Genomic DNA, 13,908 nt, shown 5'->3' with positions numbered 1-13,908 from the left:
ATGCAATGAAACGATCCCTGCTTATCGGGCTGCTTGCAGCCTCTGGTTTCTTTGCCGGCGCGGCGGCACAGGCGGAAACCATCTTTCTGTCGACACAACTTCGTCCGATCGAAGAGGCGACCGCAGTGCGTAACGTTATCCTCAAAGGGCTCGCTGCACCCGTTGAATATGTCGTCGAAGAGCCACCGCAGTTTGCGGTGCGCATGGAAGCCGAACGTCAAGCTGGAACACATACAATCAGTCTCGTCGGTGCACTCCACGGAGAATTGTCGCCGATAGCGGCGAAGAACGGTTTTGTGCCGCTTGACGATCTCGCCAAGCAACTTGCCGACAACGGCATGCCGAAGGGGCTGCTTGATCTGGGCAAACTCGGCAAGGATACACAACAGTATATTCCATGGATGCAGGCGACCTATGTCATGGCTGCCAACAAGCAGGCACTTCAGTACTTGCCTGCAGGCGCTGACATCAACAAACTGACCTATGATCAGTTGATTGAATGGGGTCAGAAGATGCAAAGCGAAACCGGGCAGCCGCGTATCGGCTTTCCGGCGGGCCCCAAGGGTCTGATGGCGCGCTATTTCCAGGGGTATTTCTACCCATCTTTCACGGGCGGCGTCGTTCGTCCGTTCAAATCGGCTGATGCGGCAAAGGGATGGGAGAGTTTCAAAAAACTCTGGGCGGTCGTCAATCCAAACTCCACGAATTACAATTTTATGCAGGAGCCATTGCTCGCCGATGAAGTATGGGTCGCCTGGGATCATATTGCCCGGTTGAAAGAAGCAGTGGCATCGCAGCCGGACCAATATGTGATCTTTCCAGCGCCTGCCGGCCCCAAGGGCCGCGGCTACATGCCCGTTGTGGCGGGACTGGCAATCCCGCAAGGGGCTCCCGATGAGGCGGGCGCCAAAGGTGTGATTGAGCATCTGGTCAAGCCGGAAACGCAGATCCTGACGGCCCAGAATGTTGGTTTCTTCCCGACGGTCGACGCGAAACTTCCATCCGATATTGAACCGGGCATTGCCATGCTGGCAGCTGGCGTGCAGGCGACACAGCAGGCGCCTGATGCTGTCATTTCCCTGTTGCCGGTGGGCCTTGGTGATCGCGGCGGTGAGTTCAACAAGGTCTATATGGACACGTTTCAGCGCATCGTCCTTCGTGGCGAACCGGTAACCGACGTTCTGAATGACCAAGCAGCGAGCCTTGGCAAGCTGATGGGAGATACCGGTGCGGCCTGCTGGGCACCGGATGCGCCAAGCCAGGCCCCCTGCCCAGTCGAATAATATCATTGGCCGTGCATGTCCGGGCACAATGCCGGGACATGCGCAACTGCCGGGAAACGAGCCATGCAGAACGACAAGTCGTGGATCCCTTACCTGCTCATCGCACCCTCGGTGATCTTTCTTGCGTTGCTCTTCCTTTTGCCGCTGGTCCAGACAATCTGGCTCGCAATCTCCGAAGGTGGCGTGCCGTCACTGGCCAATCTGCAAACCATGGCCGGCGACCTCAATTTTCGCCTTGCCATTCGCAATACGTTTTTGCTCACACTCGCCGTTGTTCCCATCCAGATCATGATTGCACTCGCGATGGGATCCATGGTCGCCAAGGTCGGAGCCGGACGCGAAACCATTCTCTGGATATGGACAATCCCGCTTGGCATTTCTGATCTTGCTGCGGGTCTTGTCTGGCTGTCCATCCTGCAGAACAGCGGTTATCTGAACAGCCTCCTGTTCAGCGCTGGTCTCATTGAACGGCAGGCCAACTGGCTGTCCTACCAGACACCGGTCGCGCTGTTTTTTGCCATTGCGATTGCCGAGATCTGGCGCGGCACGGCCATTGTCATGGTTATCATTGTTGCCGGCCTCAATCAGGTGCCAAAGGAATACCGTGAAGCCGCCGAAGTTTTCGGCGCCGGGCGCTGGACGCGGTTTTTCCGCATTACGTTGCCCTTGATCAAGCCGGCCCTGCAGTCAGCACTGATCCTGCGGACAGTTCTTGCCTTCGAGGTTTTCGCGGTGGTTTACGCCCTTGGTGGAAGTAATATGCCCGTGCTCGTCGGTGAAGCCTATACCTGGCAAAACCAGAACCAGAATTATGGCGTGGCGGCCGCCTACGCAGTGCTGATCATGGTAATTTCATTGGCAGCAACCCTGGTATATCTCAAGGCAGTCAAGGTCGATCCGGAGCGCCTGCCATGAGTACCGCCGCTCGACCATCCAGCTTTGGTTCGGCACGTGCTGTCCTTCTTTGGAGCGGCATTGCGGTGCTGTGTGCCTGGGTGCTCGTCCCGATATATCTGGTGGCACTCGGCGCATTCGGTGGACGCACCGGTGTCTATCAATGGCCGAAAACCATCTTCCCGGCCGGGATCTCATTCGAACCCTTCCTGCTCTTTCTGAAAACCGAGGGTGTGGCAGGCGCGTTCATGAATTCGCTTGGCGCCGCTGCTGTCACCGTTATCCTGTCTGTCCTGATTGGAGCGCCTGCCGGCTACGCTCTTGCCCGCTATAATTTCAGAGGCAAGGACGGCTACCGCCTGCTTGTCCTTCTGACCCGGGCATTCCCGCTCGCCATTCTGGCACTACCCCTTACAGTCTCGTTCATCCGCATCGGCCTCTACGATACGGTTATCGGCGTCGGGCTCGTTCACACGGTTTTGGCACTGCCCTTTGCTGCCCTCGTGACACAAGGCATTTTCTTGGGCGTGCCGCGGGAACTGGAAGAAGCCGCATGGGTGTTTGGCTGTTCCCGGCCGCAGGCATTCTTTCGCATCGTTGCGCCGCTGGCATTGCCGGGACTGGCTGCGACCGCGGTCTTTGCGTTTGTCATTTCCTGGAACGAGGTCTTCGCCGCATCCGTGTTGACGGTCCGGCACCGCACACTGACAGCCTATCTTCTGACCGTTCTCGCTGAAAGCCCGCTGCACTACCGCTTTGCCGGTGGACTGCTGCTTATTCTTCCCTCCGTCATCTTCATATTCGCGGTACGGCGCTACCTGTTCGCGATATGGGGTATTTCCAGCAAGTAAGGGCGACCATCATGGCCAACATCGTCATCGATCGCATCAAGAAAACCTTCGGCACATTTGAAGCACTGAAAGAAATATCGCTTGAGATACATGATGGTGAGTTTGTTTCGCTGCTCGGACCTTCCGGTTGTGGCAAGACGACATTGCTGCGGATCATCGCAGGGCTGGAAACGGAGACATCGGGTAAGCTTCTGATCGGCGGCACGCCCATCAATGGGCTGGCCCCCAAGGATCGGGGCCTCGCCATGGTATTCCAGAATTATGCGGTCTTCCCGCACATGACCGTGTTCGAGAATGTCGCATTCGGGCTGCGCATGCAGAAAGCCGATCAGAAGCGGGTGAAAAGCCAAGTCGACAAGGCGGCGGCCCTTCTCCACATCGAACCATATCTCGATCGCTATCCGAACAAGCTTTCCGGGGGCCAGCGTCAGCGTGTGGCGGTTGCCCGTGCCCTGGCGGTCGAACCCAAAGTACTTCTGATGGACGAACCGCTTTCGAACCTCGATGCCTTGCTTCGCCTCGAAATGCGCACGGAACTGAAAGCTGTTTTACAGGCGTCCGGAACGACAACAATCTACGTGACCCACGACCAGACCGAGGCCATGGGTCTCTCCGATCGCATTGCCGTCATGTATAATGGCCGGATCGAGCAGGTCGGCGCGCCCGTGGATATTTACAGCCATCCGGCCAGCCGTTTCGTCGGTGGGTTCATGGGCAGCCCGCCCATGAACTTTATCCGCCTGCCCGTCACAAATGGCACCGTAAAACTCGGCAATACCCATCATTCTGTACCGGTTCACACGGGCAGCGACATTGTGCTCGGTCTTCGCGGTGAGAATGTTGCGCGCACGCCGCTTGCCGAAGGTCTGCGCCTGGACGTTCGTGTGGCCGAGCCAATGGGCTCGCACCTGCTCCTGACCGGCATTATCGCCGAACAACCTGTTCGCGTGATCCTGCCGCCTGGTGAAACAGTGAGGGCCGGTGACGCGATCGGCCTCAAGCCCGATGCGGACCGATTAATATGGCTTTCACCGGAAACCGGTCTCTCCCTCAATCATCCCAAGACATAACGCCCTTTCCCGACAGGATGCCATGACTGATTATACCGACACCGCGCGCCAGATTCTGGCCACCAACGACCGTGGCGGCTACACCGTCCCGACTGACCGGCTATATCCCTTCCAATGGAACTGGGATTCCGCATTTGTAGCGATGGGGTTTGCCACTTACGACGTTCCCCGTGCCTATCGCGAGCTCGAACGCCTGATCGAGGGCCAATGGGCGGATGGCATGATCCCGCACATTGTTTTCCATACGCCAAGCGACACCTATTTTCCGGGTTCCAGTGTCTGGCGCACGCACCACAGCATTCCGACATCGGGCATTACCCAGCCCCCCGTCTTCGGGTTGGCACTCAAACGGGTGCACGACACTGCAATATCACAGGGGCTGACGGATACCCGGCGACGCAGCCGGATTCTCTATAACGCTGCGTTGCGGTGGCACCGCTGGTGGTATGCGGCCCGCGATCCGGAGAATACAGGACTGGTTGCGCTGCTACACCCGTGGGAGAGCGGCAGCGATAATTCCCCCGCATGGGATATTGCGCTCGCGCGTGTTTCCACGACGACGGAAACAACCGTTGCGCGTAAGGACACCGGCCATGTCGATGCCGCCATGCGTCCGCACGACGAGGATTATCGCCGCTTCATCCATCTGGTTGACACCTACGCCGCCTGCGAATGGCACCCCGAGAGGCAATGGGCAGCCGCTCCCTTTAAAGTCGCCGAAATCCAGACGACGGCTATTCTGCTGAGATCCGGTGAAGCATTGCTCGAATTCGCGCGCGAATTCGGTCTGGATTCCGACGCCCAACAGCTCGAGACATTCAATGCCCGATCCCGCAGCGCGCTACTCGCGCAGTGGCGGCCGCAGCTGCGCCGCTTCGTATCCCGCGACCTGATTTCGGGCGATGATATAAACGCACCGACACAAGCTTGCTTCTGCCCGCTGCTCGCACTCGATCTGGAACAAACCATGCTGGAGGCCGCAACCGCTGAGATGAACGATTGGTCTGACGGACTGAGCGTCCTGTTCCCATCGACACAACCAACCTATTCCGGTTTCGAGGCAAGGCGCTATTGGCGTGGCCCGGTCTGGGCTGTTATCAACTGGCTGCTGATGGACGGTCTCCAGCGTAATGGCAAAGATGCAATGGCCGAAAAACTGCGCCGTTCCACGGTTTTGGCCATCGAAACAAAGGGGTTTGCCGAATACTTCGATCCGCTGACCGGGGAAGGCTGTGGCGGGTTGGGGTTTTCCTGGACGGCGGCTGCCTATCTGTGGTTTCTCGAAACGGTCAAAACGGATATCACGGATCCTGCTTGAGGATGTGAACTTCGTTGCTGGATAGCAAAGCAATGCGCTCCAGAAGCGTGCGTATTGCCCGTCTTTTCGGCCCCCGCTCCGTAATCGCGTAGAACTTCAATTGGCTGGCAACCGGATCAGTGCCTACCGGGATCAGGCTGCCATTGCGAACAAACACTTGCCCATAGGGCATCCGCAGCAATACCACACCACAACCTGCTGCTGCCGCATGCAGACCCAGATCGTAGTCTGGATAGCGGCGATCCTGCGGTCGTGGCTTATACCGGTGTCCCTGCTCCCCCAGCCAGATACGCCATGCGTCGGGATAGGCATCGTGGATCAGTGGATGTTTGATAATATCAGATACTGACGGTTTCTCTCCCAGACGCCGGGCGAGGTCAGGCGAAGCAGCGGGGGTAAGAACCTCATCGAAGAGGGGCATTGCGACCCCATCACTCCAGTCACCACGACCATAGCGGATTGCAACATCCACTTCGTTGAGTTGTGCGTATCTGCGATCAAGCTCCAGTTCGATACGCAGGTCAGGCGGTGAACCCTCCAGAATGGCGAGATTGGGCAAAATCCAAAACCGCGCAAACGATGGCAGAACACTGATCCTCACAGTCTCGGGTTGACGGTTCTCCCGCCATTCGGCCGCACCGCTGTCGATCAGTTCAAGCGCCTCTTCAAACAAACGTACCAGCCGCTGGCCTTCAATGGTCAGCCGGACGCCGCGTCCGTGGCGCTCGAACAATGCTGTCCCTGCCCAAGCCTCGACGGCCGCAACCCGGCGGCTGATTGCTCCATGGGTTATATCGAGCTCATCTGCCGCACTTGAGAATGAACCGGTCCGATTGGCGGAAAGAACGGCCTGAAGTGCGTCGAAGGTTGGCATATCTGGGCTGTGTTTCATTCTCACAGCTCATGCTATATTGACATTCTATGTCAAGCCAAAAACTTGCCTTACATTGGCAGTTATGACCCAATCGCGCCCCACCCTTTTACCCGCCCTCGCCATTGCCACGACAATTCTTGTCTGGGCGACGGCTTTCCCCGCAATCAAGCTTGCCCTAACCGAGTTGCAGCCTCTGCCGCTCGCGTCGATCCGGTACGCCATAGCCGCATTGCTGGCGGTATTCTGGTTGATCTGGACACGCCCTGTGCGCATGCCATTTCGTCATCTCCTGTTGTGTGCGGCTTGCGGAATTGTCGGCGGTGCCGGTTACAGCGTTCTCCTGAACATCGGACAGCAGACCGTTGCCGCAGGAGCAGCAAGCTTTCTCATCAAGACCGAATCCCTCTGGATGGCAACGTTAGCCGTTCTTCTGCTCAAGGAACGGTTTTCGCCCATTGCATGGGGCGGCACTTTGTTGTGCATCGTCGGCATCGGCCTGATTGCAAGTGCTCAAGCCGGAGGCCTGACCTTGAATTCAGGCGCTGCATTCGTCCTGGCAGCAGCCTTGTGCTCTGCATCGGGTTTCACGGTTCAGCGCCATCTCGTCGCACGCTATGGTGCCCTGCATGTTGCCGCCATCATGTTCATCGCCGCCGCGCTTGCCCTCTCGCCATGGCTGCCGCTGGCTTTGACGCAGACCGGCAATGCAACAACGACGGTTCGTATCTGGATTGCCTTCCTCGGTGTATTTCCGACAGCCATCGGCCTTGTCTGCTGGGCCTATGCACTAGGCCGGTTCGGCGTCGCACGTGCCGGAAACTTTCTATATCTGATTGCACCGCTTGCCATGTTGATCGCTTGGATGATTGCCGGAGAACCACCCAAAACAACGACTGTTATGGGCGGAATGCTGATCCTGGCGGGTGTCATCATCGTCAATACCCGCGGCAAGGCGGCAACGCCCCAGATTCAGACCATGGCTGAAGTACCGGTTACCGATCCGGCAAAGGGTTAATCACCGGCTGGACGCTGCTCCCGGGCAAACAGGACGGGATCAGCTTCTTGTCTTGTTGGTCACGGCAGACCAGTTACGAAACGGTGCCCGAAAGGTCGGAACCCGCTCGCTGACATCAGGCAGTTTATCAAAGCTCTGATGCGGTTCCGACTGATACCAGAAGGCCACCGAAGAAATATCGTCGGACCGGCCATTCGCATGACCATGCTCGATTGTGACACGGATGTTCTTGTGAAAGATAACCGGGTCCTCAATATGCCAGTGATAGAGTGTCACCGGCTCCATCCAGTTGGGACCACCAGCTGCAATAATGCCATGATAGGGCCCGCTATAGGTTTGGGTCGGGCACCACGCTGTATTGAAATAGTCCTCCGTCCCGGTCCCATGCAGTGTTGGTGGCCAAGCATCATTTGCACTCCAGTCCGCAACAGTTTTCTCAAACCAGGCGACCTGGGACGCGACCTGTCCGCCCAGCGCATAGAACTGCCAGAACTTGAGCGGCGCATCCTGTGCCCGGACAGCCATCCTGTTGACAAAGGGAAACCCGGTGATGCCGCCTATCAATCCCGCGGCGGCAAAGGTCGAGGCATTGGACAGATTTTCCGGCGCGAAAGGCGAACCTGCCGCGCTTTATCGGATTGTGATCCCTTGGGATCATTGGTCATGATGTCCTCCCTCTTTTCTGTGAGGCTGAACACCGGTGCTCCTCCACCAACGTAGTCTCACTGACTGATGAAACGTTTCACCGTAGGAAAACTGCGACTGCAGGGTGAAAACAGGAGCAAAAACTTGTATTGTTCTGCAAGCATGAAGCTACCCTCTGAGCTCTTTACTCGTCAGGGTAAACATACTTTTCCGGCCATAGGAGTAGGCTCGTCGCGCCGCCTCGTGAATTGAATTGCGCGCAGCATCAAAGGCTGCCAGATAGCCGGCTTCGCCTGTTGGCTTCCGTCCGTCCTTATCCAGCAAGGCGTCTGTCTCGACGAAGAATGGTATCTGGAACAAACCATCATGTCCCAGGAAGCGTATTCGTGCACCCTCGAGATCGTAGCTGCGGCTTGAATTGGGAAAACTGAGTGCCATGTGTACCTCCGGCTATTCAACAACTGCGCAAAGCTGAACATCTGGTGGTGAACAATGACATCATTTTTTCGTTCACACATAACCACATGACCCGCGTTGAACCACAGATTCACGGGCAAAAATCCAATTTTTGGCAAGTGTTGCCATGCTATCATTGAATCGGATAGCTGGATAGTATTAGATCAAAAATCCTGCCATTTGGCGCTTTATAAACTGATACGTATTATCAATTATGATACTATTTCGCAAAATAAAACCTAAAAATTGATCGTTGCATCGATATTTCTTAAATACAATTATCATATTTTATTATTCATTATCGTGATAGAGAGCGAATTAAATCGCAGTATAACTACAAACTCATGATATAGTCGTTTCAAGACGGTCGACAGCTTCTTCTGTTTCGCGATCCAAACTCTCCAGAATGTTTGCCAGCAGATAGTTTCAAGCCCAACAGTCCTGCAGGGACGGACGAGCGTAAAATGCGCTTCGTTGCGATGCCCGCAACATTCAAACCCACCTTTATCGAGGCCAGGAACCATTCACATGAAACCAAATCAACCTGATAAGGTCAGGGAAACACCCAAGCACAGATTCTCTATTGGTCAGGACGTGCAGATGAAGCGCGCGGCCTTTGAAATGCCGAATACCCAGGCCACGTTTCGCGTCATCGCAACCCTTCCGCAAGCAGGCGGCATTTTCCAGTACCGCGTTCGCAATGTGGACGAGAAATACGAACGCATCACCACGGAAGATAATCTTCAGCCCCTCGGAATCTGGAGCAAGGCCGACCAGAGCAGCTTTCGCCATGCAACCGCATTGAACAAATAAGACAACCGCCCCATCAAGACCGTGAGGATGCGACGCCAGAATCGATACCAAGGCGGCCGCCACGAGCTGACGCGGAAGAAATGACTGCCATATTACCCTTTATCGGAGCAGCTATTGCCGAGATTGCCGGTTGTTTCGCGTTCTGGGCGTGGCTCGGAATGGGAAAGTCTCCACTTTGGATTCTGCCCGGCATTCTATCCCTCGTGCTTTTTGCCTATCTGCTTACCCTGCCGAAAGCACAGCAGCCGGACGAACTTACGCCGCCTATGGTGGCATCTAATCCTGGCATCGCTTGCGTGGCTTTGGGGTGCTGAGGGCGTGCGGCCCGACAGATGGGATGTCACGGGCGCATTCATTTGCATCATCGGGGCTGCAATCGTTCTCTGGGCGCCTCGCGGTGTCCAGTTCTTGAAATGAAAGCCGTATCAACGCGCCAAAATGGACGGCGCGTTGATACGGAATCTGTACCGTCTAGTAACCGGTGCTTCTCGCATCGTTCATGCTGAGGGGTTCTGCCGGTGAGACATCTGCAATCATCACTTCCGCAGTGATAAGCAGACCGGCTATCGAACCGGCATCCTGCAGAGCCGTGCGAACAACCTTGACGGGATCGACGATGCCCGTTTCGATCATGTCCACATAACGCTCGGTCTGAGCATCGAAACCCTCGTTGGGCTTCTTGCTCTCCAGCAATTTGCCCACAACAATGGAGCCCTCGACACCGGAATTCTCGGCAATCTGGCGAATAGGCGCTTCAAGCGCCTGCAGGACAATCGAAATACCGGCAATGACGTCTGCATTCGGTCCTTTTAGGCCTGCCAGGGTTGCCTTGGCACGCAAGAGCGCAACGCCGCCACCAGGAACAACACCCTCTTCAACCGCTGCCCTCGTCGCATTCAATGCATCGTCAATGCGATCCTTCTTTTCCTTGACCTCGGTCTCGGTCACACCACCGACGCGAATGACAGCGACGCCGCCAGAAAGTTTCGCCAAGCGTTCCTGCAGCTTTTCCTTGTCATAATCCGACGTTGTTTCCTCGACCTGCACCTTGATCTGCTGCACGCGGTCCGCGATTGCCGTCTTGTCCCCGGCGCCATCGACGATAGTGGTCGTTTCCTTGTCGATAATCACGCGCTTGGCACGCCCGAGCATGTCTATCGTGACATTCTCCAGCTTGATGCCGAGATCCTCGGAGATCAGCTGTCCGCCGGAAAGAATTGCAATATCTTCAAGCATGGCCTTGCGCCGGTCTCCGAAACCGGGAGCCTTGACGGCCGCAACCTTGAGGCCGCCACGCAATTTGTTGACCACAAGGGTTGCAAGCGCTTCGCCTTCCACGTCCTCGGAGATAATCAGCAGTGGCTTGCCACCCTGAACGACCGCTTCAAGAATTGGCAAGAGCGCCTGCAGATTGCCCAGCTTCTTCTCGTGAAGAAGAATATAGGCATCGTCCAGCTCGACGCGCATCTTGTCGGCATTTGTGACGAAATAGGGCGAGAGATAGCCGCGATCAAACTGCATGCCCTCGACAACTTCGAGCTCTGTTTCAGCACTCTTGGCTTCTTCGACCGTGATGACCCCCTCATTGCCGACCTTTTTCATGGCCTTGGCAATCATCTTGCCGATCGTTGCATCGCCGTTTGCAGCGATTGTGCCGACCTGAGCAATCTCTTCCGAGGTCTCGACCTTTTTCGAGCGAGACTGGATATCCTTGATAACGGCTGTAACGGCCAGATCGATGCCGCGCTTCAGATCCATCGGGTTTAATCCGGCAGCAACGAGCTTGACGCCTTCGCGAAGAATGGAAGAAGCCAGCACCGTTGCGGTTGTGGTCCCGTCACCCGCAAGGTCATTGGTTTTTGAAGCCACCTCGCGGATCATCTGAGCGCCCATATTCTCGAACTTGTCGGAAAGTTCAATTTCCTTGGCAACCGTAACGCCATCTTTGGTAATGCGCGGAGCTCCGAATGAGCGGTCGATGATGACGTTGCGGCCCTTTGGTCCCAGCGTCACCTTGACGGCATCATTCAATATCTCGACACCGCGAAGTACCCGATCGCGCGCCTCAGTGGAAAATTTGATGTGTTTGGCAGACATGATTGTTGGTCCAATTCATAAAAGGGAAAATGCATTCCAGACGGAATGTTCACAGCCTGCTATTTCGTATCGATAATGCCCATGACGTCGCTCTCCTTCATGATCAGGAGATCTTCCCCATCGATCTTGACTTCGGAACCCGACCATTTGCCGAACAGAACCGCATCGCCTGCCTTCACGTCGAGTGTAATTAGAGTACCACTCTCATCGCGGGAGCCTGGGCCTACGGCAACAACCATGCCCTCTTGCGGCTTTTCCTTGGCATTGTCGGGAATGATGATCCCGCCCTTGGATTTTAAATCGCCTTCCGCGCGTCTGATGACGACACGGTCGTGAAGTGGCCGAAATTTCATAGGGAACTCTTTCTGTGGCCAGCACAGTGTGGTCCACCACCCTTCATACGCCTTTTGGCACTCGAATGATAGGAGTGCTAATTTGTTTCTTGCTCTTTCGGGAATGAAGGGCCGCGGTCTATCTCGAGGGTGCCACTACGTTCTCAACAGGAGGAATAGCGCACACTCTGGATCGAGTCAGAAACCGTACTTCGCGGCCATTGTCCAGCGAGAACATGCCGCCACGACCAGGCACGACGTCGATGATCAGTTCGGTATGTTTCCAGACATCATACTGCGACGCACTGATATAGACCGGGGCACCGCCTATTTCGCCAAGACAGACATCATTGTCACCGACGATGAAATCACCCTGCGCGTAGCACATGGGTGACGACCCATCGCAGCAGCCGCCGGACTGATGAAACATGATCGGCCCGTACTCCGCTTGCAGCGTGCTGATAAGATCGAGAGCAACCAGTGTCGCGGTGACCTGATTTTTCATGATGCCCCTCCTGACGGCGAGACTGGCGGCGCCGCACGGGCACCGCCAGTTTTGAGATTGCAGGACGCTCAGAAGAAACCGAGCTTCTTCGGGCTGTAGCTTACCAGCATGTTTTTCGTCTGCTGATAGTGATCAAGCATCTTCAGATGGTTTTCCCGGCCGATACCCGATTGCTTGTACCCGCCAAAAGCTGCATGGGCTGGATAGGCGTGGTAGCAGTTCGTCCAGACACGACCGGCCTGAATGGCGCGGCCAAAGCGATAGCAGGTATTTGCATCCCGGCTCCATATGCCTGCGCCAAGGCCGTAGAGCGTATCATTGGCAATCGACAACGCTTCGTCATTGTCCTTGAAGGTGGTGACTGAAACGACCGGGCCGAAAATCTCTTCCTGAAAGACCCGCATGCGATTGTGACCCTTGAACACGGTCGGCTTGACATAGAATCCGCCGGCCAGATCGCCCGCCAGCATATTACGTTCGCCGCCGGTCAGTACCTCAGCGCCTTCCTGTTTGCCGATATCGATGTAGGAAAGAATCTTCTCCAATTGCTCGCTGGACGCCTGAGCACCAACCATCGTGGCAGGATCGAGCGGATCGCCCTGAACAATTGCCTCAACACGTTTGAGAGCCCGTTCCATGAATTCGTCATAGATGGATTCATGAATCAAGGCACGGCTGGGGCACGTGCAAACCTCGCCCTGGTTGAGTGCGAACATGACAAAGCCTTCGATTGCCTTGTCGAAGAAATCATCGTCCTCGGATGTTACATCCTTGAAGAAGATGTTCGGCGACTTGCCGCCCAGCTCCAGCGTGACTGGAATGAGATTCTGGCTCGCATACTGCATAATGAGGCGGCCAGTTGTCGTCTCGCCGGTAAAGGCAATCTTGGCGATACGCGGGCTGGATGCGAGAGGCTTGCCTGCCTCGAGGCCAAAGCCGTTGACGATATTGAGAACACCCGGCGGCAGAAGATCGCCGATGAGTTCGGCCAGCACCAGGATCGAGGCCGGTGTCTGTTCGGCGGGTTTCAGCACGACACAGTTTCCGGCTGCCAACGCTGGAGCAAGCTTCCACACGGCCATCAGCAGCGGGAAATTCCATGGGATGATCTGCCCGACGACGCCCAGAGGTTCATGGAAATGATAGGCTACCGTGTCGTGATCGACTTCGGAAATTCCGCCTTCCTGCGCCCTGATGACACCCGCGAAATAACGGAAGTGATCAATGGCCAATGGCAGATCGGCGGCCGTTGTCTCGCGGATTGGCTTGCCATTGTCCCATGTCTCGGCCTGCGCCAGCAATGTCAGATTGTCCTCCATGACCTGTGCGATCTTATTGAGGATCACACTCCGCTCCGCGACGCTCGTGCGCCCCCAGGCTTCCTTGGCGGCATGGGCAGCATCAAGTGCGGCCTCGACATCACTCGCATCGGATCGGGCGATTTCGCAAAGGACCTGGCCGTTGACCGGCGAGGTGTTATCGAAATAGCGGCCAGACTTCGGCTCGACAAACTTGCCACCAATGAAATTGCCGTAGCGCTTCTTGAAGTTGGGCCGAATTGTACGATTGAATTCTACCTTGTTCATTGTGTTCCTCCCTGCGTAGCGACCCGCGAAGCCAAAGCCCCGCATGCCCGCCTGCGCGCTGATTGAAGCCGCCTCCTGCGGCTGAGCAAGGATTGCGCGGGGACACACCCGTGTCACCCCACGTAGCAGATCGCAGCCTGCCCATTGTCTCACTTTTGAGACAATGGGC

Annotated in this window: 14 protein-coding genes and 1 pseudogene; 8 read left to right on the top strand and 7 right to left on the bottom strand. The window is 56.1% G+C overall.

Annotation, left to right across the window (positions count from 1 at the left end):
* Positions 1–5: 5 nt before the first annotated feature.
* The 5 genes from FHW16_RS15605 (at position 6) to FHW16_RS15585 (ending at position 5,416) form a co-directional block, all read left to right on the top strand.
* Positions 6–1,283, top strand: coding sequence for an ABC transporter substrate-binding protein (locus FHW16_RS15605; RefSeq protein ID WP_182550136.1), 1,278 nt, complete (start codon positions 6–8; stop codon positions 1,281–1,283).
* A gap of 63 nt (positions 1,284–1,346) precedes the next feature.
* Positions 1,347–2,198: a carbohydrate ABC transporter permease gene (locus FHW16_RS15600; RefSeq protein WP_182550135.1), complete on the top strand. Its 852-nt coding sequence runs from the start codon at positions 1,347–1,349 to the stop codon at positions 2,196–2,198.
* On the top strand, positions 2,195–3,028 hold the full coding sequence (locus tag FHW16_RS15595) for a carbohydrate ABC transporter permease (protein ID WP_182550134.1): 834 nt from the start codon (positions 2,195–2,197) through the stop codon (positions 3,026–3,028). The genes FHW16_RS15600 and FHW16_RS15595 overlap by 4 nt, the downstream gene beginning before the upstream one ends.
* A gap of 11 nt (positions 3,029–3,039) precedes the next feature.
* Positions 3,040–4,098, top strand: coding sequence for an ABC transporter ATP-binding protein (locus FHW16_RS15590; RefSeq protein WP_182550133.1), 1,059 nt, complete (start codon positions 3,040–3,042; stop codon positions 4,096–4,098).
* 22 nt (positions 4,099–4,120) lie between these two features.
* The gene (locus FHW16_RS15585; protein ID WP_182550132.1) at positions 4,121–5,416 is read left to right on the top strand and encodes an MGH1-like glycoside hydrolase domain-containing protein; all 1,296 of its coding nucleotides are present in this window, start codon (positions 4,121–4,123) and stop codon (positions 5,414–5,416) included.
* Here FHW16_RS15585 and FHW16_RS15580 read toward each other — a convergent pair.
* Positions 5,400–6,308, bottom strand: coding sequence for a LysR substrate-binding domain-containing protein (locus tag FHW16_RS15580; protein ID WP_182550131.1), 909 nt, complete (start codon positions 6,306–6,308; stop codon positions 5,400–5,402). The two genes, FHW16_RS15585 and FHW16_RS15580, sit on opposite strands and share 17 nt — an antisense overlap.
* A 64-nt stretch (positions 6,309–6,372) precedes the next feature.
* On the opposite strand from FHW16_RS15580, the gene FHW16_RS15575 reads away from it, so the two are divergent.
* Positions 6,373–7,305 (top strand): DMT family transporter, encoded by a 933-nt coding sequence (locus FHW16_RS15575; RefSeq protein ID WP_182550130.1) that lies wholly within the window; start codon positions 6,373–6,375, stop codon positions 7,303–7,305.
* 39 nt (positions 7,306–7,344) lie between these two features.
* Here the strand turns inward: FHW16_RS15575 and FHW16_RS15570 are convergent, their stop codons facing one another.
* Together FHW16_RS15570 and FHW16_RS15560 are read right to left on the bottom strand one after the other, a co-directional pair.
* Positions 7,345–7,830, bottom strand: coding sequence for a DUF2961 domain-containing protein (locus FHW16_RS15570; protein ID WP_246711796.1), 486 nt, complete (start codon positions 7,828–7,830; stop codon positions 7,345–7,347).
* 288 nt (positions 7,831–8,118) lie between these two features.
* Positions 8,119–8,388: a DUF1488 domain-containing protein gene (locus FHW16_RS15560; protein WP_182550129.1), complete on the bottom strand. Its 270-nt coding sequence runs from the start codon at positions 8,386–8,388 to the stop codon at positions 8,119–8,121.
* Positions 8,389–8,934: 546 nt separating this feature from the next.
* On the opposite strand from FHW16_RS15560, the gene FHW16_RS15555 reads away from it, so the two are divergent.
* Both FHW16_RS15555 and FHW16_RS15550 read left to right on the top strand, forming a co-directional pair.
* Complete coding sequence (locus tag FHW16_RS15555) at positions 8,935–9,219, top strand: hypothetical protein (protein WP_182550128.1); 285 nt, start codon at positions 8,935–8,937, stop codon at positions 9,217–9,219.
* A gap of 80 nt (positions 9,220–9,299) precedes the next feature.
* Positions 9,300–9,636: pseudogene (locus FHW16_RS15550) on the top strand (YnfA family protein).
* A 54-nt stretch (positions 9,637–9,690) separates the two neighbouring features.
* On the opposite strand, the gene groL reads toward FHW16_RS15550, so the two are convergent.
* The 4 genes from groL to adh all read right to left on the bottom strand — a co-directional run bounded on the left by groL (position 9,691) and on the right by adh (position 13,739).
* Positions 9,691–11,316, bottom strand: a complete 1,626-nt coding sequence (gene groL, locus FHW16_RS15545; RefSeq protein ID WP_182550127.1) for a chaperonin GroEL — start codon at positions 11,314–11,316, stop codon at positions 9,691–9,693.
* A gap of 59 nt (positions 11,317–11,375) precedes the next feature.
* The gene (locus tag FHW16_RS15540; protein WP_182550126.1) at positions 11,376–11,669 is read right to left on the bottom strand and encodes a co-chaperone GroES; all 294 of its coding nucleotides are present in this window, start codon (positions 11,667–11,669) and stop codon (positions 11,376–11,378) included.
* Between the two features lie 118 nt (positions 11,670–11,787).
* The gene (locus FHW16_RS15535) at positions 11,788–12,153 is read right to left on the bottom strand and encodes a DUF779 domain-containing protein (protein ID WP_182550125.1); all 366 of its coding nucleotides are present in this window, start codon (positions 12,151–12,153) and stop codon (positions 11,788–11,790) included.
* A 68-nt stretch (positions 12,154–12,221) separates the two neighbouring features.
* Entirely contained in the window at positions 12,222–13,739 is a 1,518-nt protein-coding gene (gene adh / locus FHW16_RS15530; RefSeq protein ID WP_182550124.1) for an aldehyde dehydrogenase, read from the bottom strand.
* Positions 13,740–13,908: the final 169 nt, after the last annotated feature.

The sequence above is a fragment of the Phyllobacterium myrsinacearum genome (assembly GCF_014138285.1).
Taxonomy (GTDB): domain Bacteria; phylum Pseudomonadota; class Alphaproteobacteria; order Rhizobiales; family Rhizobiaceae; genus Phyllobacterium; species Phyllobacterium myrsinacearum_A.
The sequence above is the reverse complement of the archived record's forward strand: the minus strand, read 5'-3'. Positions and strand labels throughout refer to the sequence as shown.